21 protein-coding genes and 1 riboswitch are annotated in these 19874 nt (G+C 71.6%); of the genes, 13 read left to right on the top strand and 8 right to left on the bottom strand.

From position 1 onward, the window contains the following. Positions 1 to 76: 76 nt before the first annotated feature. Positions 77 to 1135 carry a peptidoglycan recognition protein family protein gene (locus FHS23_RS08270; RefSeq protein ID WP_183650301.1) on the top strand — a complete coding sequence of 353 codons (1059 nt, stop codon included), beginning with the start codon at positions 77 to 79 and terminating at the stop codon, positions 1133 to 1135. Positions 1136 to 1254: 119 nt separating this feature from the next. Here FHS23_RS08270 and FHS23_RS08275 read toward each other — a convergent pair whose 3' ends face one another. After that, positions 1255 to 1740, bottom strand: coding sequence for a PaaI family thioesterase (locus tag FHS23_RS08275; RefSeq protein WP_183650304.1), 486 nt, complete (start codon positions 1738 to 1740; stop codon positions 1255 to 1257). A 115-nt stretch (positions 1741 to 1855) separates the two neighbouring features. On the opposite strand from FHS23_RS08275, the gene FHS23_RS08280 reads away from it, so the two are divergent. Beyond that, positions 1856 to 2158: a hypothetical protein gene (locus FHS23_RS08280; protein WP_183650307.1), complete on the top strand. Its 303-nt coding sequence runs from the start codon at positions 1856 to 1858 to the stop codon at positions 2156 to 2158. Positions 2159 to 2209: 51 nt separating this feature from the next. On the opposite strand, the gene FHS23_RS08285 is transcribed toward FHS23_RS08280, so the two are convergent. From FHS23_RS08285 to FHS23_RS08295, 3 genes are all read right to left on the bottom strand, one after another. Then, the gene (locus FHS23_RS08285; RefSeq protein WP_183650310.1) at positions 2210 to 2803 is read right to left on the bottom strand and encodes a GNAT family N-acetyltransferase; all 594 of its coding nucleotides are present in this window, start codon (positions 2801 to 2803) and stop codon (positions 2210 to 2212) included. 19 nt (positions 2804 to 2822) lie between these two features. Beyond that, positions 2823 to 3131: a hypothetical protein gene (locus tag FHS23_RS08290; protein ID WP_183651272.1), complete on the bottom strand. Its 309-nt coding sequence runs from the start codon at positions 3129 to 3131 to the stop codon at positions 2823 to 2825. Positions 3132 to 3231: 100 nt separating this feature from the next. After that, positions 3232 to 3534, bottom strand: coding sequence for a 4a-hydroxytetrahydrobiopterin dehydratase (locus tag FHS23_RS08295; RefSeq protein ID WP_183650313.1), 303 nt, complete (start codon positions 3532 to 3534; stop codon positions 3232 to 3234). 150 nt (positions 3535 to 3684) lie between these two features. After that, a riboswitch (TPP riboswitch) is annotated at positions 3685 to 3778 on the top strand. A 98-nt stretch (positions 3779 to 3876) separates the two neighbouring features. Here FHS23_RS08295 and FHS23_RS08300 point away from each other — a divergent pair. From FHS23_RS08300 to FHS23_RS08310, 3 genes are read left to right on the top strand one after another with little or no spacing between them, the layout of a single operon-like run. After that, entirely contained in the window at positions 3877 to 4986 is a 1110-nt protein-coding gene (locus FHS23_RS08300) for a thiamine ABC transporter substrate-binding protein (protein WP_183650316.1), read from the top strand. Continuing rightward, the gene (locus FHS23_RS08305; RefSeq protein WP_183650319.1) at positions 4962 to 6605 is read left to right on the top strand and encodes an ABC transporter permease subunit; all 1644 of its coding nucleotides are present in this window, start codon (positions 4962 to 4964) and stop codon (positions 6603 to 6605) included. The genes FHS23_RS08300 and FHS23_RS08305 overlap by 25 nt, the downstream gene beginning before the upstream one ends. Then, positions 6606 to 7697, top strand: coding sequence for an ABC transporter ATP-binding protein (locus FHS23_RS08310; RefSeq protein WP_183650322.1), 1092 nt, complete (start codon positions 6606 to 6608; stop codon positions 7695 to 7697). It abuts the gene before it with no gap. Positions 7698 to 8041: 344 nt separating this feature from the next. On the opposite strand, the gene FHS23_RS08315 is transcribed toward FHS23_RS08310, so the two are convergent. From FHS23_RS08315 to FHS23_RS08325, 3 genes are read right to left on the bottom strand one after another with little or no spacing between them, the layout of a single operon-like run. Continuing rightward, on the bottom strand, positions 8042 to 8926 hold the full coding sequence (locus FHS23_RS08315) for an ABC transporter permease (RefSeq protein ID WP_183650325.1): 885 nt from the start codon (positions 8924 to 8926) through the stop codon (positions 8042 to 8044). Then, a complete protein-coding gene (locus tag FHS23_RS08320) occupies positions 8914 to 9900 on the bottom strand; it encodes an ATP-binding cassette domain-containing protein (protein WP_183650328.1) in 987 nt (328 codons plus the stop codon). The genes FHS23_RS08315 and FHS23_RS08320 overlap by 13 nt, the downstream gene beginning before the upstream one ends. Further along, complete coding sequence (locus FHS23_RS08325; protein WP_183650332.1) at positions 9897 to 10952, bottom strand: sigma-E factor regulatory protein RseB domain-containing protein; 1056 nt, start codon at positions 10950 to 10952, stop codon at positions 9897 to 9899. The genes FHS23_RS08320 and FHS23_RS08325 overlap by 4 nt, the downstream gene beginning before the upstream one ends. 167 nt (positions 10953 to 11119) lie before the next feature. Here FHS23_RS08325 and FHS23_RS08330 point away from each other — a divergent pair, with 167 nt between their 5' ends. The 6 genes from FHS23_RS08330 (at position 11120) to FHS23_RS22935 (ending at position 15049) form a co-directional block, all read left to right on the top strand. Beyond that, positions 11120 to 11824 (top strand): response regulator transcription factor, encoded by a 705-nt coding sequence (locus tag FHS23_RS08330; RefSeq protein ID WP_343053725.1) that lies wholly within the window; start codon positions 11120 to 11122, stop codon positions 11822 to 11824. Beyond that, positions 11821 to 13185, top strand: coding sequence for an ATP-binding protein (locus tag FHS23_RS08335; protein ID WP_183650336.1), 1365 nt, complete (start codon positions 11821 to 11823; stop codon positions 13183 to 13185). Before FHS23_RS08330 ends, FHS23_RS08335 begins: the two co-directional genes overlap by 4 nt. An 8-nt stretch (positions 13186 to 13193) precedes the next feature. Then, complete coding sequence (locus FHS23_RS08340; RefSeq protein WP_183650339.1) at positions 13194 to 13580, top strand: (deoxy)nucleoside triphosphate pyrophosphohydrolase; 387 nt, start codon at positions 13194 to 13196, stop codon at positions 13578 to 13580. 183 nt (positions 13581 to 13763) lie between these two features. Beyond that, a complete protein-coding gene (locus FHS23_RS08345; RefSeq protein ID WP_183650342.1) occupies positions 13764 to 14063 on the top strand; it encodes a YciI family protein in 300 nt (99 codons plus the stop codon). Positions 14064 to 14191: 128 nt separating this feature from the next. After that, positions 14192 to 14677, top strand: coding sequence for a hypothetical protein (locus FHS23_RS08350; RefSeq protein WP_183650345.1), 486 nt, complete (start codon positions 14192 to 14194; stop codon positions 14675 to 14677). A 78-nt stretch (positions 14678 to 14755) separates the two neighbouring features. Then, positions 14756 to 15049 carry a hypothetical protein gene (locus tag FHS23_RS22935; RefSeq protein WP_343053728.1) on the top strand — a complete coding sequence of 98 codons (294 nt, stop codon included), beginning with the start codon at positions 14756 to 14758 and terminating at the stop codon, positions 15047 to 15049. Between the two features lie 78 nt (positions 15050 to 15127). Here FHS23_RS22935 and FHS23_RS08360 read toward each other — a convergent pair whose 3' ends face one another. After that, positions 15128 to 15349: a hypothetical protein gene (locus FHS23_RS08360; protein ID WP_183651275.1), complete on the bottom strand. Its 222-nt coding sequence runs from the start codon at positions 15347 to 15349 to the stop codon at positions 15128 to 15130. A gap of 290 nt (positions 15350 to 15639) precedes the next feature. On the opposite strand from FHS23_RS08360, the gene typA reads away from it, so the two are divergent. Both typA and FHS23_RS08370 read left to right on the top strand, forming a co-directional pair. Further along, positions 15640 to 17550, top strand: coding sequence for a translational GTPase TypA (typA, locus tag FHS23_RS08365; RefSeq protein WP_183650348.1), 1911 nt, complete (start codon positions 15640 to 15642; stop codon positions 17548 to 17550). A 273-nt stretch (positions 17551 to 17823) separates the two neighbouring features. Next, positions 17824 to 19770, top strand: coding sequence for an ABC transporter family substrate-binding protein (locus tag FHS23_RS08370; protein WP_343053729.1), 1947 nt, complete (start codon positions 17824 to 17826; stop codon positions 19768 to 19770). Positions 19771 to 19874 lie beyond the last annotated feature (104 nt).

Raw genomic sequence — 19874 nt, forward strand, 5'->3', positions numbered from 1 at the left:
ATCCACGAGCCCGGGCCGTCACCCTCCCCGGCGGCGCGGGCCGTGAAGACCTCGCTGCCGTTCCCCCGGAGGAAGAATGTCGACCGACCAGAACCCGAACTCCCCTCGTGGCCTTTCCCGTCGGCGCATGCTCGCGGTGACCGGCGGTACCGCCGCGGCCGCCGTCGTGGGTGTGCCCGCTCTCGTCCGCGGCGGGCTTCCCGAGGCCGCCGCGGCCTCCGTGCCGGAGTATCCCGGCGCAGACGACTGGGTCGCCGCCGGTTCGAACGCGTTGGGGGGCACCCGCTCGAGCGTCAGCGCCGTGGTCGTCCACACCACGCAGGGCAGCTACCGCGGCGCGATCAACCACATGGCGGGCGAGAACGGTGTCGCCGCGCACTACGTGGTCCGGTCCTCCGACGGGCACATCACGCAGATGGTGCGGGAGAACCGCATCTCGTGGCACGCCAACCGCGCCAACGACTACTCGGTCGGCATCGAGCACGAAGGCTGGATCCAGGAGCCCGGTCAGTTCTACACGGCGGAGATGTACCGCGAGTCGGCGAAGCTGGTGCAGCACCTGTGCTCGCGCTGGGGCATCCCGACGGACCGTGACCACATCATCGCCCACTCCGAGGCCCCCGGCGCCACGCACACCGACCCGGGCCCGGGCTGGGACTGGGACTACTTCATGAAGCTCGTCCGCGGCCAGGCCGTGCCGTCGCAGCCGCCCGCCGTGTGGACGGTCGCCGACTCCGGGTTCACGACCGTCTCGACGAACCGGACCGCCCCGCCGCAGACCGCCACGACGGTGCAGCACCTGCTCAACCACCACGGCGCGGACCTGCAGGTCGACGGCGTGTTCGGGTCGGTGTCGGCCGCCGCGGTCGAGGACTTCCAGCGGTCGAACGGCCTGGTGGTCGACGGCGTCGCCGGGCCCGAGACGTTCGCCGTCCTCGTCGTCACGAGGAGGAACGGCGACACCGGTGACGCGGCCGAGGCGGCTCAGGCCGGTCTGAACAAGTACGGCGCGCGGCTGCTCGAGGACGGCCAGTTCGGCCCGCTGACCGCCGGTGCCGTCGAGGAGTTCCAGGCGGCCAACGGTCTCGTCGTCGACGGTGTCGTCGGGCCGCGGACGTGGGAGTGGATCGCCTGACCCGTCGCGATCGCCCGGCACTCGAACCGGCGCCGTGCCCGGGGGCGTCCCGGGCACGGCGCCGCAGGCATACGGGCCCAGTGCGTGGCGCGGCGAAGTGTCGGGTCCCGGCGGCACCGTCAGGTGCGCGGCCGCCAGCGTTTCCACACGGCCGAACCCGTGGCGCGGAGCTTGCCGCCGTGGTCGATCTCGCAGACGACGGTCATCTCCGGTTCGTCGACCGCCGTCAGCTCCGCGGTGATCTCCACCGGCTCGTCCAGCGGCGTCGGCCTGCGGAACCGCACGTCGAGCCCCGCGGTGACGTAGGCGAGGTCCTCGCCGGGTGCGGGCTTCCAGCCTCGGCGGTGGGCTTCGAGCATCACGGCCGCCGCGCCGTGGCAGTCGAGCACCGTCGAGATGATCCCGCCGTTGAGATAGCCGCCGCCGTTGTCGTGCTGCGGCCACGGCATGAACGTCGCGCGGACGACTCCGTCGATCTCGTAGCTGCTGAGCCGGAGCCCGTCGGGGTTGGCGGGTCCGCACCCGAAGCACTTCATGTCCGGGAACAGCTGCTGCTGGATGCTCGGCCCTGTGGCGTCGTCGGTGGTCGAGGTCTCGGTGCTCATGGCGCTCATCATCGTCGACGTCTACCGTCGACGGTGAGCCGGTCGTGACCGGCCCGCTGACCACGTGAGTCAGGAACAGTCGAACCAGGAGGGCAGCTGGGTCTGGAGGCAAACCATGCCCGAACCCGACAGGAACCCCGAACCGGAACGGCGCCCCGGTACGCGACCGGGTGTCGACTGGATACCGGATCCGGACCGAAACGCCGGATACGAGCGGCATCCGGGCGAGAAGCGGCACGGAGCCGACTTGCCGCCCGATCACCCGGGCCACCAGGAGCCCTTCCCACGGCGTCGCAAGCCGGACGGCGCCGCCGATCAGTACCCGAACGAGACACCGCGGCGCTACCCCGGTGGCGGCGCCTACATCGAGGGCGTGCCGGACGAGCCACCGCCCCGGCGGCCGTCGGACGAGCGGTGACCGCACCCGGCCGGCTCGCCATGGCCACTCGGGATCGGGTGAGGACTCCGGTCAGGCCCCGGCGGGATCGGGCGCCGGACCGGGTCGGTCGGCCGGGTCGTCGGCGAGTACCGCCAGGACGTGCACGTCGGCCCGGCCGTCACCGATGCTGATCGCCTCGCGGCGGGTGCCCTCGTGGACGAAGCCGGCCGCCTCGTAGGCCTCTCTCGCGCGGACGTGGCACGCCGCGACCTGCGTCTCCACCCGGTGCAGCTCGGCGTCGTCGAGTGCGTGGCCGAGCAGCAGCCGGGTGGCCTCGTCGCGGTGGCCGTCGCCGTAGGGGCCCAGTAGGCCCAGCCGAAGCCGGCACGACGCGTTGTACCGGTCGAGGTCGGCGAGCACCGCCTCGCCGATGAACGACTCCGTCGCCCGGTCCACGACCGCCAGATCGACCCGGTCGTCGCGGTCACCGCACGACTCGTACCACTGCTGGGCCGCTGCGAGGTCAGCGAGCGGGGGAACGGCGGCGCCGCGGCCGGGACACCACGTCAGTGCCTCCTCGCGCAGCAGCGCCACGAGCCCGGGGGCGTCCGCGGGCAGCACCGGACGCAACTGCACGAGCTCGCCCGTGAGGACGGGCTTCCGGACGAAGGTCGGCGCGGTCATGGGATCCCAGCTCGCCGGATCAGTACGGTTGCGTCTGCCTGCGGTGACCCTTGGCCGTGTAGTACAGCACGGCGCCGGCCAGCCCGACGAACATCACGAACGCGGTGCCGCCCACGACGACCGCCTGGGTGAAGGGGTCCCACAGGTCGGCAGCCGCCTGTCGCTTCTCCTCCTGATCCGCCAGCGCGGGCATCGCACCCGCCAGCAGCGAGCCGAGCACGGTGAGCACCGACAGCGTCGCCGCGCCGATCGCGCGACGCGCTCGCCTGCCGGTCCCGGTCGCGGATCCGGTACGGAAATCGTTGGTACGTAAGGCGATTCGGCTCATGCGCACTCCCTCCCTCGGCAGTCGGTTACCCGTGCAACGCAGCGCGACACCCGAAGGTTGCCGGTTGACGCGCACGTCACAGGACATGGGTGAGACGGGGTCAGGAAGCGTCCATGACGGCGTCCACTGCGCCGTCGATCTCGGTCGCCAGTGACACGTCCTTCTCCGTGAGCCCGCCGGCACTGTGTGTGCTCAGGGAGAAACGTAACGTGCGCCAGCGGATGTCGATGTCCGGGTGATGGTCGGCGCTTTCCGCCAGCTCGGCGACCCGGTTCACCACCTCGATCGCACGGGGGAAGCTCGGCAGCTTCGCCTCACGCAGGATCGCGCCGCCGTCGCGGTGCCATTCGGGCAGGTGTTCGAGCGCCGCCTGGATGCGGTCGTCACTGAGTAGCTCCGTCATGTGTCCATGGTGGTGCCGGGAGGGGTAGGCTGCACAGTCGCAGTCGGGCATGTCGGCCGTTTCGCCGGTTCGAGTCCACCGTTCGAGACCACTTCCGGCGGGAGCGGTCCCGGCGGGGCGGTCTTGGCGATCACGGTGGGCGTGCCCGCCGCCACGGGAGTCCGGTGAACCGGCCGGACTGAGAGGTGGGCACGGAGCCCACGACCGTTCGCACCTGATCCGGGTCATGCCGGCGCAGGGAGGCACGCTCCGCTCGACCCGTTCACACGTCGAGCCGCCTGCCCTCCGCATCGTCTGCACCACGGGCCGGGCGCCGCGAACGGTGTCGACGAGGAGAGCCTGATGTTGCCGCGCCGTTTGACCCAGCTGACCGCACTCGCCGTGACCGGCCTGTTCGCGACCGGATGCACCCTCGTCGGGGGCGGTGACGGTGACGAGTCGCAGGCGACGACGGTCACGCTGGCCACGCACGATTCGTTCGCGGTCCCGCAGCGCGTGCTCGACGACTTCGAATCCCGCTCGGGGATCCGCATCAAGGTGCTCAACCAGGGCGATGCGGGGGAGTTGGCGAACAAGCTCGTGCTGACGAAGGCGAACCCGGTGGCCGACGTGGCCTACGGGGTCGACTCGACATTCGCGTCGCGCACCCTCGCCGAAGGCGTTTTCGCACCGTACGCGGCGCCCGCCGCCTCGAAGGGGCCGCAACGCTACGCCCTCGACGGCTCCGGAGAGGGCGGCTCCGGCGGTGACGGTTCGGACGGCGGTTCGCGGAACGGCAGCGACCGGCTCACGGCGGTCGACGTCGGGGACGTGTGCGTCAACATCGACACCGAGTGGTTCGCCTCCCACGATGTTCCCGAGCCGCGCACGTTCGCCGACCTCGCGCGTCCGCGGTACAGCGAGCTGCTGGTGACCCCGAGTCCCGCGACTTCGTCGCCCGGGCTGGCCTTCCTGCTCGCGACCATCGCCGACCAGGGTGAAGACGGCTGGCGGGACTACTGGCGCAAACTCGAGCAGGGCGGTGTCCAGGTCGTGAGCGGCTGGACCGAGGCCTACACCCAGCAGTTCTCCGGGTCGTCGGGCGACGGTCCGCGCCCGATCGCCGTGTCGTACGCCTCCTCGCCCGCCGCGGAGATCGGCGAGGACGGCACGCCGCGCACCAAGGCCCTGCTCGACACGTGCTACCGCCAGGTCGAGTACGCGGGCGTGCTCGCGGGCACCGACCGCTCCGAGGAGGCGCGCAAGGTCGTCGACTTCCTGCTCTCCCCCGAGTTCCAACGCACGGTGGCCGAGAACATGTACGTCTACCCGGCGCGGTCCGGCATCGAGCTGCCCGACTCGTGGCAGCAGGCCGCCCCGCTGCCGGACGCCCCGGCGCAGCTGCCCGCCGACGAGGTCAGCGCCGGCCGGGAGCAGTGGATCGAGCAGTGGCGCACGCTGCACGAGGGCTGAGCCGGCGCGCGCGACCCGGCCCGGGTTCCGGCGGGGTCGGCGTCGTCGCGCTCGCGGTGTTGCCGATCGCGTTCCTGGGTGTGTTGTTCGCCTGGCCGGTCGTGGCGATCCTGCGGCTCGGCGTCACCGACGGGGGCGTCGCCGCCGCGCTGGCGCAGGCACAGACGTGGGACCTCGCCGCATTCACCCTCGGGCAGGCGGCGGCGTCGACGGCCGTGGCGGTGCTCGCGGGTATGCCGGTGGCATTCCTGCTCGCCCGCGTCCGGCTGCGGGTTGCCGGGTGGGTGCGCACGTTCCTGCTGGTGCCCTTCGTGCTGCCGACGGTCGTCGTGGGGCTGGCGTTCAAGGCGCTGTGGCCGGGCGGTGGGGTGGCGGCACTCGTGCTGGCCAACGCGTTCTTCAACGTCGCCGTCGTCGCGCGCACCGTGGGCGGATTGTGGGCCCACCTCGACCGGAGGGCCGAGGACGCGGCCCGGTCGCTGGGCGCTTCGCCGTGGCGGGCGTTCCGCACCGTGACGTTGCCCGCCCTCGCCCCGGCGCTCGCCTCGTCGGCCGCGGTCGTGTTCCTGTTCTGCTCGACGAGCTTCGGCGTCGTGTTGATGCTCGGCGGCGGGCGGTACCGCACGCTCGAGACGGAGATCTACCTGCGCACCGTGCAGCTGCTCGATCTGCCGGGCGCGGCGGCGCTGTCGCTGGTGCAGCTGGCGGCGGTGATCCTCGCGCTGGTCGTCGGCGGGGTGGCGCGGCGCCGCCGGGAGCGCGCCGCACCGCTGCGCGCTCCCGCGACGACGGCTCGGAGGCCCGCGGGCAGGGAACGCTGGGTCGTCGCGGCGGCGCTGACGGTGGTGGCCGCGCTGGTGGTGCCGATCGCGGCGCTCGTCGTCCGTTCACTGTCCGCACGCGACGGATGGGGGCTGGACGGCTATCGCGCGCTGGGCGGGTCGGGCGACGGCGCGCTGAGCGTCACCGGCTGGGAGGCCGCGCTGAACTCGCTCCGGACGGCGTTCGACGCGACGATGCTGGCGATGATCGTCGGGGTGCTCGCCGCCGTGGCACTCGTCGCGGCCGGGCGTGCCCGCGGGCGCGCGGCACGCCTGGCGGGCGAGACGCTCGACGCGGCCCTGATGCTGCCGCTGGGCGTCTCGGCCGTGACCGTCGGCTTCGGCTATCTCGTCACCCTCGACTCGCTGCCCGGGGACCTACGCACGTCGCCGCTGCTCGTGCCGCTGGCCCAGGCGCTCGTCGTCGTGCCGTTGGTGATCCGCATGGTGCTGCCGGTGCTGCGGTCGGTCGACGAGCGGCTGCGGCAGGCGGCGGGGACACTCGGGGCCCGGCCGGCGCGGGTGTGGTGGACGGTCGATGTTCCGCTCGCGGCCCGGTCCCTTGCGGCGGCCGCGGCGTTCGGCTACGTCGTGGCGCTCGGCGAGTTCGGTGCGACGAGCTTTCTCGCCCGGCCCGAGGCGCCGACACTGCCGGTCGCGATCAACGAGCTGATCAGCAGGCCGGGCGAACTGAACACACAGGCGGCCTACGCTGCCTGCACGTTGCTGATGGTCGTCACCGCGGCCGTGGCCGCCGTCATCGACCGCCTGCGGACGCCGAACGTCGGGGAGTTCTGAATGCTGACCGTGGACCGCGTGACCGTCACCTACGACCGCACGCCAGCGGTGCGGGACGCATCGCTGGAGATCGCCGACGGCGAGGTGCTGGCCCTGCTCGGGCCGTCCGGGTCGGGCAAGTCGACGTTGCTGCGCGCCATCGCGGGTCTCGAACCGGCCACCGGCGCGGTCCGCTGGGACGGCGACGACCTCACGGGTGTTCCCGTGCACCGGCGCGGCTTCGGGCTCGTGTTCCAGGACGGCCAACTGTTCCCACACCGCGACGTCGCGGGCAACATCGCGTTCGGCCCCCGGATGCAGGGCATGCCGCCCGCCGACCGCGAGCGCCGCGTCGCCGAGCTGCTCGACCTGGTCGGCCTGACCGGGTACGAGCGACGACCGGTGACCGAACTGTCCGGCGGCGAGGCGCAGCGGGTGGCGCTCGCGCGTGCGCTGGCTCCCCGTCCCCGGCTGCTGCTGCTCGACGAGCCATTGTCCGGTTTGGACGCCGAGCTCCGCGAGTCGCTGGCCCTCGACCTCGTCGGCGTGCTGCGCCGCGCCAAGACCACGACGCTGCTCGTCACCCACGACCAGGAGGAGGCCTTCACGCTGGCCGACCGCCTGGCCGTCCTCGACGAGGGCAGCGTCCGGCAGTCCGGCGACGTCGTCGACGTCTGGCGCGCACCCGCCGACGAACGCGTCGCCCGCTTCCTCGGCGTCACCACCGTGCTGCCCGGCGAGATCATCGACGACCGGGTGCGCTGCGCGTTCGGTTCCGCCGACGTCCCGTGGTGCCCGGCCGTGGCTGCGTCGTCGACGGGCGCCGCTTCGTCGACAGGTGCCGCTTCGTCGACAGGTGCCGCTGGGTCGACGGGCGCCGCCGTGACGGTCGGCCTCCGGCCGCACGCGTTGCGCGTCGCCGCCGACGGTGTGCCGGGCGAGGTCGTGGCGCGTGCGCGACGTCGCGACCACACGCGGGTGACGGTCGACGTGTCGGCGACTGTTCCGGAGGTCTCGACCGTGGAGGCCGTGGCGACGATGTCCGAGGCCGTCCGCCCCGGCGACGAGGTACGTCTGGCGCTCGATCCCGACGGCGTCGCGATCGTCGGTTAGGGGCGGCCACATCGTACGAACGCCCATGCCGGCGGGCCTGCACCGGTGTGCGACGCACGTGCCGGCAACGAGGCGGCCGTGTCAGCGATACCCCCAGAATCAGTCGCGTCACCTCAGTTGTCGAACTGATGTTCGGATCACGAGGCGACGAACTCCCCGACCCGGACACCCCGGAAAGCGAAACCCCTGAAAGCGAAACCCCTGAAGGCGAAGCGCCCCGGAGAACGGGGCGCGCGCTCCGTCAACGGAACGCGCGCCCCGAGAACCACTCGTTCGACAATCCGGTACCGAAAAGCCTCGCCGGCAACCTCCTCCGAGAACATCGGAAACGGGAGGCGCCCGCATCACCCGTCCTTCGACACCAGCCGGGCATACGCGAGAGACCCGCCGATGGCCAGGTAACAGGCGGCCTTCAAGGCCCCGCCGATCAGGTCGGCAGTGGGGATCGGGTCGCGCAGCACGTCGACGATCGACCACCACACCTCGGTGAGCAGGAACGGGTGCAGCCAGGACAGTGCGTCGAGGCTGCCGAGCACGGTGAACACGATGATGCCGCCGAGTACCGAGGCGAGTACGACCATCGGGTGTTCGGTCAGTGCGGAGATGGCGAGCGCGATCGCGCCGACAGCCCACAGCTGGAGCGTCACCCAGGCCACGGCCAGTGCGATGCGGCCGAACGCGTCCGGCAGCGAGATCGTCGTGCCCGACAGCGTGTACAGCGTGTCGGCCCCGTTGATGACGAGTGAGGTGAGGATCCCGGTCACCGCGATCACGGTGGCAGCCACGAGCGTGAACGTCGCCACGCCCAGTGCCTTCACCAGCAGCAGCTTGCCGCGGCCGACCGGCGCGAGTAGCCATCCTCGCAGGGTGCCGGTGGAGCTCTCGCCCGCGAGCGCGTCCGCGCCGGACATCGCGGCGGCCAGGGGGAGCAGCATGCTCAGTGTCATCGCCAGTGCGGCGATCGGCAGGATGAGAACGCTGCCCGCGGCCGTCGCGAGCAGGCCACCGCCGTCGCCGCCCGGGCCGCCACCGGGACCACCTCCGGGGCCGCCGCCCGACGGTGCCGTCGGATCGGACAGCGCCAGTGCGATACCCATGATCACCGGGATCAGGGCGAGCAGTCCGAGCACGGCGAGCGTGCGCGGCCTGCGGAAGATCCAGCGCAGTTCGGCCCGTACCAGTCGCGGCACGGGTGCCGTGCGCCGAGCCGGTGGCGTCATGACGTCCATGTCGGCGCCTCCTCACTGTCCTGGGTCAGCCGGGCGAACAGGTCCTCGAGGCCGGTGCGGCTGCGCCGCGCCTCGTGCACCGGTACGCCCGCGCCGACGAGCGTGGCGATCACGTCGGGTGCGGTGGCCCTGGTCAGTTCGACCCGCACACCGTCCGGCGTCGGCCGGGCGGTCAGGTGGGCGGCACGCAGGGCCTCCACCGCCGCAGTGGCGTCCGGTGTGGACACCTCGAGGCCGGGGGACTCGGATTCGAGCAGTTCGGTCAGGTCGCCCTGTGCGACGAGCGTGCCCTCGTTCAATACCGCCACGTGCGTGCAGGTCGCCTCGACCTCAGCGAGCAGATGCGACGAGACGAGCACGGTGACGCCGTCGTGGTGCAGGTCGGCGATGACCGACCGGATCTCCCGCGTTCCCGCCGGGTCGAGCCCGTTGGTGGGTTCGTCCAGCACGACGAGCCTGCGCGGCACGAGCAGCGCACCTGCCAGTCCGAGCCGCTGCTTCATGCCCAGCGAGTAACCGCGATAGCGGCGGCCGCCCGCGCGGGTCAGTCCCACGCGTTCGAGCGCGTCGTCGACGGCGGCCGGGATCCGTTTCGCCGTCAGCTGTGGTTCGGCGGCCGCGAGGCGCAGGAGGTTCTCCCGTCCCGACAGGAACGGGTGGAACCCGGGCCCCTCCACGAGCGCCCCGACGTCGGGCAGCGCGTCGGCCGCCCTGTCCGGCATCGCGTGACCGAGCGCCTGCACCTCGCCCTCGGTCGGCTGCACCAGGCCGAGCAGCATGCGGATCGTCGTCGTCTTTCCCGAACCGTTCGGACCGAGCATTCCCAGCACCGCGCCATCGGGGACGTCGAGGTCCACGTGGTCGACCGCGACCGTGTGGCCGTAGGTCTTACGCAGTCCTCGGGTGCGGGCCGCGAGGGCGGGCCCCTCCTGCCGGGAGGGACCCGCCACCGCGGGCTCGGCCTGAGCGGTCACCGGTTCTCCAGTGCCTGCTGCAGGACCTGCTGAGGCACGGCGCCCGCCGCGAGGCGGCCGTCGTCGGTGATCAGCGCGGTGCCGATACGGGTCTCGATGACGTGCCCGGAGCCGAACTCGCCCTGCACGGGCTTGCCGAACCGCTCGAGCATGCCGTTGACGTCGACCCCGTCGCTCTCGGCGCGGTCGCGCAGTTCCTGCGGCACGCGTCCGATCACGACCGTGTCCCAGCCGTCACCCGTGACCTCGAGTTCCGGCGTGCCCTCGGCGTCACCGCGGGGTCCGCCCGGCCGGTCGCCCTCGGGCTCGGTGACCTTCGTGCCCTCCGGCGGGGAGAACTCGAACAGCCTGTCCGGCTGCGGACCGAACTCGATCTCGGAGAAGCCCATCTCGAACGCGGGCTCGGTGGTGCCGTGCGTGAGCACGGACAGCCGCAACGGCAGCCGCTCCTCCGCGTCGACCGCCACGCGTACCTCGCGTACCAACGTCCGCTCGTCCGGTTTCGGTGTGAGCACCAGCTCGTACGCGGCGCGGCCTGCCACGCGCGCCGTCCCGTCGACCGACACGTTCGACGATTCCTTCAACTTGTCGACGATCTGCGTCGCGGCCCTGGCGGGATCGGCACCGTTCGCCTTCGGGTTCCGATGCTTCGCGCCGGCCTCGGCAGGAAGCTCGGCCCGCGTCGCCGTGCCCGCCGCGGAGTCGTAGGACCAGAACTCCCGCTCGCCGAGCACGTACGTCACCTCGCTCGACTGCTGCTCCATGGCGACGCGACCCCTGCCGTCGCCGTCGTAGTAGACCCGCGCGGACTGGGCGTCGAGCGCGGGCATGCCCGGCATGGCCGGGAGTCCGAGCTGGTTGTCGACGGTCGCCGTGCCCGACATCGCGGGCGGCTGCGCCTTCAGTACCGAGCCGACGAGCTGCTGCGCTCCGACCTCGGGGAGTTCGGGAGCGCTTTCCGCTCCCGCGGGCATCGACAGCAGTCCCAGACCGAGTGCGCCCACCGCCGTGCCCGCCACCGCCACCGTCGCCGCTTTCCGCTTCGTGTTCACGAGTCCTCCTCGTCACCCGAGTTGCCGCCAGTTTCCCAGGTACCGGCGTTTCCTGACACCGACGAGTCTTCGGGGTCGCCGCTGAGACCTGGCTGAGAACGCTGGCCGCGCTGAGAAGCCGCTGAGAGATCCCGCGCTCGGGCCGGGAAACCGGCATCCTGACAGATGTGGAACCGCGAGTACTGGTCGTCGACGACGAAGTGGGCGTGCGCAAGGCGCTGAGCCGTGGCCTGGGCGCCGAAGGGATGGACGTGACCGTGGCCGCCGACGGTCCGACGGCGCTGAACCTCGCCGGGACCGGGGCGTTCGACGTCGTGCTGCTCGACATCATGCTGCCCGGCCTGTCCGGGTACCGCGTGCTCGAACGGCTGCGCGCCGACGGCGTCACCACGCCGGTGCTGCTGATCTCGGCCAAGGACGGTGAGATCGACCAGGCCGACGGGCTGGACCTCGGTGCCGACGGTTATGTCGTCAAGCCGTTCTCCTTCGTCGTGCTCGTCGCACAGGTACGTGCCACGCTGCGGCGCGCCGCAGCCGAAGGTGCCCACGGACAGTTGCGGATCGGACCGCTCGTGCTCGACCGGGGGAGCCGCGAGGTGTACTGGCGGGACGAGCCGGTGCCGCTCAGCCCCCGCGAGTACGCGTTGCTCGAAGCGCTCGCCGGCAGGGCGGGCACGGTCGTGACCAAGGAGGAGCTGCTGCGGGCCGTGTGGGGAGATCAGCGGGCGGCCACGCGCAACGTCGTCGAGGTGTACGTGGGGTACCTGCGGCGCAAGCTGGACGCGGTGGGCGCGACCGCGTTCGTGCGGACCGTGCGCGGCCACGGGTACGTCGCGGGTGACCCCGAATCGGAACGTGTGACCGGCGCGTGACGAACGCACCCCGCCGCCCGGGAGGCCCGCGTCGCTGGTGGCGCAGGAGGAGTCTGCGCCTGCGCATCACGACGGTGGCCACCGTCGTCGCGGCCGCCGTCCTGGTCGGCCTCGCGCTCCTGGCCGGGCGGCTGGTCGGTCCGTGGCTGCTCGACGGTGTCGACGCGGACCTACGGGCGGCCGTGTCGGCGGGAACGCGTGCCGTCGAATCGGGCGCGGTGCCGTCCACATCGGACGGCCTGCGGGTGCGGGTCCTCGACACCGCGGGCGACCCTGTCGACGGCGGCGCGCCTCCCGCGCTCGGTGACGACCACGTCGGCGACCTCAAGGCGGGCCTCGCCGTGACGGCCGACGGCGCCGGCGATGCGGTGCCCATGCGCTGGGCGGGCACCGTGGCCACCGCACCGGACGGCACACAGCGCCTCGTCGTGGCACAGGCCCCGCTGGCCGGTGCTGCGGCGACGATCGCCGACGGCGGCCGGTTGCTGATCGGGCTCGCCGTCGCGGGTGCGGTGCTGGTGGGCGCCGTCACGTGGCTCGTGACCGGTGCGGCGCTGCGCCCGGTCGGCCGGATGCGCCGGTCGGTACGGGCGCTGCCGAGCGGAGGGCGGCTGCCGGAACCGGGCTCGGCCGACGAACTCGGGGCGCTGGCGGCCGAGTTCAACGGGCTGCTCGCCCGGTACGACGAGGTCGGGCAGCGACTCCGGAGGTTCACCGGCGACGCGGCCCACGAACTGCGTTCGCCGGTGGCGTCGATCCGCGTCCAGGCCGAGGTCGGTGTCGCGGCCGCAGACGGTGACCTCGCGCAGGAGACGCTCGCCGACATCCTGGTCGAGACCGAACGGCTCTCCACGCTCCTCGACGGCCTGCTGACCCTCGCCAGGGCCGACGCGGGTGAGGTGCCCGCCGCCGAACCCGTCGAGCTGGTGACGGAGGTGCGTGCGGCGGTCGAGCGCGTCGGCGCCGAGGAACCCGGCGTGCGGGTCAGTGCTCTGGTGCCGTCCGCGTGGGCGCTGGCGGCTCCGTCGGAGGTCGAGCTGGTGCTGGACAATCTGCTCCGCAACGCCTGCCGGCACGCGACGAGCGGCATCGTCGTGTCGGTGCTCGCCACCCGCGCGTGGGTGCGCGTGGTCGTCGACGACGACGGCCCCGGCATCGACCCGGAACACCGCGGGCGCGTGTTCGACCGGTTCTACCGGGCCTCCGACGACCGCGCGCGCAGTTCCGGCGGCACCGGTCTCGGGCTCGCGCTCGTCGCCGAGGCGGTGCGCAGGCGCGGGGGACGCGTCGTCGTCGGCGAATCGCCCGATGGCGGCGCCCGGTTCGAGGTGAGCTGGCGCAGGCACGACCGCAGACCGTGAGGAGCGACATGGAACGGGTGATCGTCGGCGCGGCGATCGTCGACGAAGGCAGGCTGCTCGCCGCCCAGCGCAGTTACCCCGACGACGTCGCAGGGCTGTGGGAGCTGCCGGGCGGCCGTGTCGAACCGGGCGAGACCGACCGCGCCGCGCTCGTCCGCGAGTGCCGGGAGGAGCTCGGGGTCGACGTCACCGTCGGCGAGCGGATCGGCCCGGACGTCCCGTTGCCGGGCGGCCGGGTGCTGCGGGTCCATGCGGCGGTGGCGCGGGGCGGCGCCGAACCTCGGGCGATGGAGCACAAGGCGTTGCGCTGGGTGACGGCAGACGAGGTGGCGGACGTCGACTGGCTGCCCGCCGACCGCGTGCTCGTGCCGGATCTGGAGGCCCTACTCCGCTGACCGGATCCCGGCCGCCGAACACGCGTGACAGCGCGGCCACGCGCCGACGTTCCGTCGAGGGGTGGCCGGGTGACGGGTGGGCGCAGAACACGCGGGTCCGGGTGCAGGACACGCAGTGTCGAAGGCCGTCGTGTGCTGCGCGGATGTACTGCGCCGGGGCCGTGATCGGCCTACCGTGGAGGTATGTACGTAGTACTGGTCACCTACACGGCTCCGGTGTCGGACGTGGACTACGCCCTTCCGGACCATTCCGAGTGGCTCACCAAGCAGTACGAGCAGGAGAGGTTGATCGCCTCGGGGCGCAGGGATCTGCACCGCGGCGAAGTGATGATCACGCGACCGATGTCGCGGCTGAAGCTCGACGCGATGCTGGCCTCCGATCCGCTTTCGGTCCAGCACCTCGCGTCGTACGAGGTCATCGAGTTCTCCGCGAGCCGCACCTGCCACGAGCTGCATCGGATCAACGAGCTGCTGGCCGGCTGACGCCGAGCACGTGAGCCGGGCGGGCCTCCGAGCCGCCCGGTGGGGACGACACGGCCTCGCGCCGCCGCCGACCTCTACGGCGGTGCCTTGTTCGACACCCCCGCGAGTTCTGAACTAATATGTAACTCATGGCTGGTGTTCTCCCTGAGATGAATTACTCCGACCTGTCCCGGCGCAGCCATGTCGTCGCGGATGCGGTCGAGGCCGCGCCGGGGCGCGCCGTACGGATTCGTCGGCGGGACGCGGCCGACGGGGACCTTGTGCTCAAGACCGAAGAGCGCGAGCGTGAAGAGCACGAGGTCATGTCCGCCACGACGAGCCTCTTCGTGGCCATGATGCGGGACAACGAGCGTGCTCGGAGTCTGCTGGTGGAGGTCGTGCCGACCGCGTTCCCGTGGGTGCGGTTCCTGCCCCGTGAGGATGTCCAGGCTTTCGTCGTGGAGCTGGTCGGGACGCTCGAGTCTGCCGACGGGATCGATCAGAACCCGGCCCCGGTGCTGCAGGTGATCAACGAATGGCGCAACACGGCCAACGTCTGGGCCGACCCTGAGCTCGTGGAGCAGCTGAACGTACCGGCAGATGACTTCGGGCCGGTCCCCGAGCCGCAGGCGTGAGCCCGAAGAGAGGCGACCGGGTCGCGCCGCCCCCGCCCGGATCCGTCACCGCCCCCGCCCGAAGGCTCGGAATGGGAGGTGCGGTTCGCCACCGGTCCGGCGGTCAAGGGTTGGGATGAGTTGCAGCGTCAGGCGCCGGCCAACACCACACGTGCGTGGCAGCAGATGCGGACCAACCCGGGCGGGGACCGATCCCGGCGGCACATGCCACTGAAAGGGTCCCTCGGCACGGTCGAGATCGGCGGAAGATCTCTTCCCCGCTGGCAGTACGAGGTCACCGCCGGTGGCCGGGTCTGGTACGCGATCGATGCCGAACGTCGCACCGTGTGGGTCGTTTTCGCGGGAACGGGACATCCCAAGGCAACGGAGTGACACGCGCACTCCGTCGGTGAATCGGTGACGGCCAGCCGTCGACCTCGACGGCGTCGAGGTCGACGTGACGAACCGAGGTCAGGCGGCCTTCGACACCTTCGACTGCATCGTCTTGGCGGTCTGCAACGCCATGACCGGGCACTTCTTGCACCGCGGCTTCGACTTGCAGCACTTCTTCTTCAGCTGACCCGCCTTGATCATTCCGCGGACGGCGGACTTCGGGTCGTCCTCCTGCGCGAGCGCCACAGCCAACTTGGTGCTGGCCTTGATGTGCTTGCCGGACTTGTGCTTCTTGCCCACGGGCACGCTCCAGGGGCGACGTCGATTTCCCCTGTTAGGTTAGGCCAACCTCAGTTCTTGTGAAGTGTGGTGCTGCGCACACCGTTTCTGTGGCGGAGTTCGGTCGGTCGGAGCGAGAGATTCCCGTCCCGATCGGCGGCCGCGTCCGTCCTGGCGGGGCGGCATGGGCGACGGCGGTCACGAGGTGTGGCGTCGGGCACATCGGCGCCGCCGGTACGCTGGGAAAAGACCTGGTGTCGCTGCGACGGCTCAGGTCACCTCAACCCTCTTCTCGTATCAGGAGTTCTCGCGTGCCTGCACTCACCTCCGAGAAGGTCAGGACAGACCTCCGGAACATCGCGATCGTGGCCCACGTCGACCACGGCAAGACGACGCTCGTCGACGCCATGCTGCGGCAGTCGGGCGCGTTCAACGAGCGCGACGAGCTGGTGGACCGCGTCATGGACTCCGGTGACCTGGAGCGGGAGAAGGGCATCACGATCCTGGCCAAGAACACGGCCATCCGCCGCAACACCCCGGACGGCCCGGTGACGATCAACGTCATCGACACCCCGGGTCACGCCGACTTCGGCGGTGAGGTCGAGCGGGGCATGTCGATGGTCGACGGCGTCGTCCTGCTCGTGGACTCGAGCGAGGGCCCGCTGCCGCAGACGCGGTTCGTGCTGCGCAAGGCCCTCGAGGCGGGCCTGCCGGTCGTACTCGTGGTCAACAAGGTCGACCGTGCCGATGCGCGGATCGCCGAGGTCGTGGAGGAGACTCACGACCTGCTGCTCGAGCTCGCCGGCGACGTCGACGGCATGACCGACGAGGCGATGGACGCCGTGCTGAACATGCCGGTGATCTACGCGGCCGCCCGCGACGGGCGCGCGAGCCTCGAGCGCCCGGTCGACGGGCAGGCGCCCGCCAGCGAGAACCTCGACCCGCTGTTCGACGTGCTGCTCGAGCACATGCCGCCGCCCGCGGCCGACCCGGAGGCGCCGCTGAGCGCGCTGGTGACGAACCTCGACGCGTCCAGCTTCCTCGGCAGGATCGCGTTGGTCCGCGTCTACGCGGGCAAGATCCGCAAGGGGCAGACCGTCGCGTGGATCCGCGAAGGGGGAGAGGTCCAGCAGGTCCGTATCTCGGAACTGCTGGTGACGCAGGCCCTCGAACGGGTGCCCGCCCAGGAGGCGACGGCGGGCGACATCGTCGCGATCGCGGGTATCCCGGACATCACCATCGGCGACTCGCTCGCCGACCCGGAGCACGCCGAGGCACTGCCGCGGATCACCGTCGACGAGCCCGCGATCTCGATGACCATCGGTGTCAACACCTCGCCGCTGGCCGGTCGCGGCGGTGGCGACAAGGTGACCGCGCGGCTCGTGAAGGCGCGGCTCGACCAGGAGCTCATCGGTAACGTCAGCGTGCGCGTGCTGCCCACCGAGCGCCCGGACACCTGGGAGGTGCAGGGCCGCGGCGAGCTGGCGCTGGCAGTGCTCGTCGAGCAGATGCGCCGCGAGGGCTTCGAGCTCACCGTCGGCAAGCCGCAGGTGGTCACCAAGACCGTCGACGGCAAGCTGCACGAGCCGTTCGAGCGGCTCTACATCGACGCGCCCGAGGAGTACATGGGCGCGATCACCCAGCTCCTCGCCGCACGCAAGGGCCGTATGGAGGAGATGGAAGGCACGGGCACGGGCCGTATCAAGCTCGAGTACGTGCTGCCCTCCCGCGGCCTCATCGGCTTCCGCACGGACTTCCTCACCGAGACCCGCGGCGCCGGCATCGCCAACCACGTCTTCGAGGGCTACTTCCCGTGGGCGGGCGAGATCCGTACGCGGAACTCCGGTTCGCTGGTCGCCGACCGCTCCGGCCCGGTGACGACGTACGCGATGCTGCAGCTCGCCGACCGCGGCGAGTTCTTCGTCGAGCCCGGCGCCGAGGTGTACGAGGGCATGGTCGTGGGCGAGAACCCGCGTGCCGAGGACCTCGACATCAACATCACCAAGGAGAAGAAGCTCACCAACATGCGCTCGGCCACGGGTGACGAGCTCGAGCGGCTCGCCCGGCCGCGCAAGCTCGGCCTCGAAGAGGCGCTCGAGTTCTGCTCGAGCGACGAGTGCGTCGAGGTGGCGCCGAAGGTCGTACGCGTGCGCAAGATGACGCTGGACGGTCCGCAGCGGGCCAAGGAGCGCTCGCGCGCCAAGGCCCGCGACCGCGCCTGATCCGGGCGGCCCCGGACCGGTCCGACAAGGGGAGCCAGGGCCCGCCCGCGGGTCGTTCTCGGGTGCGGATATGCGGTGGAAGCCGCCTTCCGGGGGAACCGGGAGGCTCGTTCGCGCGTCGACAGCAGTGGCCTTTCGCCGGCCTTGACATCCCGTCTGGCAGGCTCGGACCGACCCGGTCGGCGAGATCCCGTGCCGGAGTCAGGCGACACGCGAGGGGAGTAACGGCAGGTGCGCGCGATCGTTGGGGGGCGAACAGGCCGGAAGCCGGTTGTGTTCGTGTTCGCGCTGGTGTCCGTACTGGTGACGGCGTGCACCAACATGCCGCCCCCTCCCGTGGTCAGCTCGCCCGCCTCCGCGACGTCGACGGCTGCGCCGGGTGACAGCTCGGACATCTCCGTGGCCGTCGACTCCATCGGCGGCGGGTACAACCCGCACAACCTCGCCGACCAGTCCACGACCACCCAGGCGCTCGCGACGATGCTGCTGCCGTCGGTCTTCCGGCCGGACGAAGAGGGCAATCGGGTGCTCGACGAGCGGCTGATGCGGTCGGCCGAGGTCATCGCCCACGACCCGTTCACGGTCTCGTACCGCATCCGCTCCGACGCGTCCTGGTCGGACGGTGCGCCCATCGCCGTCGAGGACTTCGTCTACCTGCACGAGGCGATGACGTCCCAACCCGGCGTCGTGGGCGCCGCGGGATACCGGTTGATCTCCGAGATCCGCCCCGCCGACGGTGGCAAACGTGTCGACGTCGAGTTCTCCGAGCCGTATCCGGGATGGCGGACGCTGTTCGACCACCTGCTGCCGCAGCACCTGATGAAGGACGTTCCCGGCGGCTGGCAGAACGCCCTCAGTGACAGTTTCCCCGCCTACGGCGGGCCGTTCGCGATCACGACGGTCGACTCGGCGCGCGGTGAGATCGTCCTCGAACGCAACGAGCGGTACTGGGAGGAGCCCGCCGCCGTCGACCGGGTCGTGCTCCGACGCACCGACCCGTCCGCTCTCGCGGGCGCGCTCGGCAGTGGTACCGACCAGCTGGCCGTCGTCGGCACCGACGAGACGGGCAGGCAGCGCCTCGACGGGCTCGGCGACGACGTGTCGGTGTCGCAGGTGCCGCGGCCCTACGTGGTCTCGACGTTGTTGCGGCCTGTGGCCACGCTCGCCGACGGCCAGGTTCGGGAAGCCGTCGAGGCCCTCATCGACCGGGACGAACTCATCCAGGCCGGCGCCGAGGGCGGGCCGTCGGGCCACGACAGGGCAGGCGCACACGTGCGGGCACCGTCGGACACGGACTATCGCGCGACGCTTCCCGCCGGGGCCTCGCCGCGACATCCGCAACCGCGCAAGGCGCGCAGGTTGCTGGAGGCGGCGGGCTACGAGCGGGTCGCGGGTACCTGGACGCGCGACGGGCAGCCGTTGTCGCTCGCGCTGGCGGCACCGGGGCAGCGACAGCCGTTCAAGGCCGTCGCCGACGAGCTGACGCGCCAGTTGGTCGAAGCGGGAATCGAGGTCAGGGACACGACACCCGAATCGGCGCGCGAGCTGTTCAACCGGCTGCTGGCGCCGGAGGAGAACACCGACGGCGGGGTGCAGGTCGACATCGCCGTCGTCGGCCGTCCGGTCAGCGGCGATCCGGCGTCGACGCTCGCCTCGTCCTACGGCTGCACCCCGCTGCTGTCGTCCGGCGAGGACGGCACCGGATCGGACGGTGGCGACGAGGACGGTGTGGACGAGGACGGTGGCGATGGCGGGACCACCGACGGCGGGGCCACCGACGAAAGTACGGAATCGGCCGACGGTGGTTCCGAAGAAGGCGCGTCCGGCGGAACGGGTGACGGTTCTGCGGAAGGCACGGCGGAATCCGGCGAATCCGGCGGCGGAACCGGCGAAGAATCCGATTCCGAGACCGGAACGAACGAAACCGAAAGCGCGCAGAGCGGCGATGAGGAAGGCGGCCCCATGCGGCCCGCGAATCCCGCCGGATACTGCGATCCCGAGCTGCAGCCGGCCGTCGTCGATGCGCTGACCGGCTCGAAACCGCTCGACGAAGTGCTGCGGACGGTCGAACCGGCTCTGTGGGAGGCCGGCGTGACGATCCCGCTGTTCCAGCCGACCGACACGGTGGCCGTCACGTCGGAGGTCGACGGGGTGCGGATCGCGCCGAGATCCGCGGGTCCGTTCGCGTCGGCGGTCGAGTGGAGTCGCGGCGAGAAGTGATTCCGTCCGGTTCGCCGGATACCCGCCGATGGTTTTCGGGGTTTCGATACCCGACGTTCGGTCTCAGGGTTTACATTGCTCCTCACATGCCACTCGGTGGGCGG

It is taken from the genome of Prauserella isguenensis (assembly GCF_014191605.1).
GTDB classification, from domain to species: Bacteria; Actinomycetota; Actinomycetes; order Mycobacteriales; family Pseudonocardiaceae; genus Prauserella; species Prauserella isguenensis.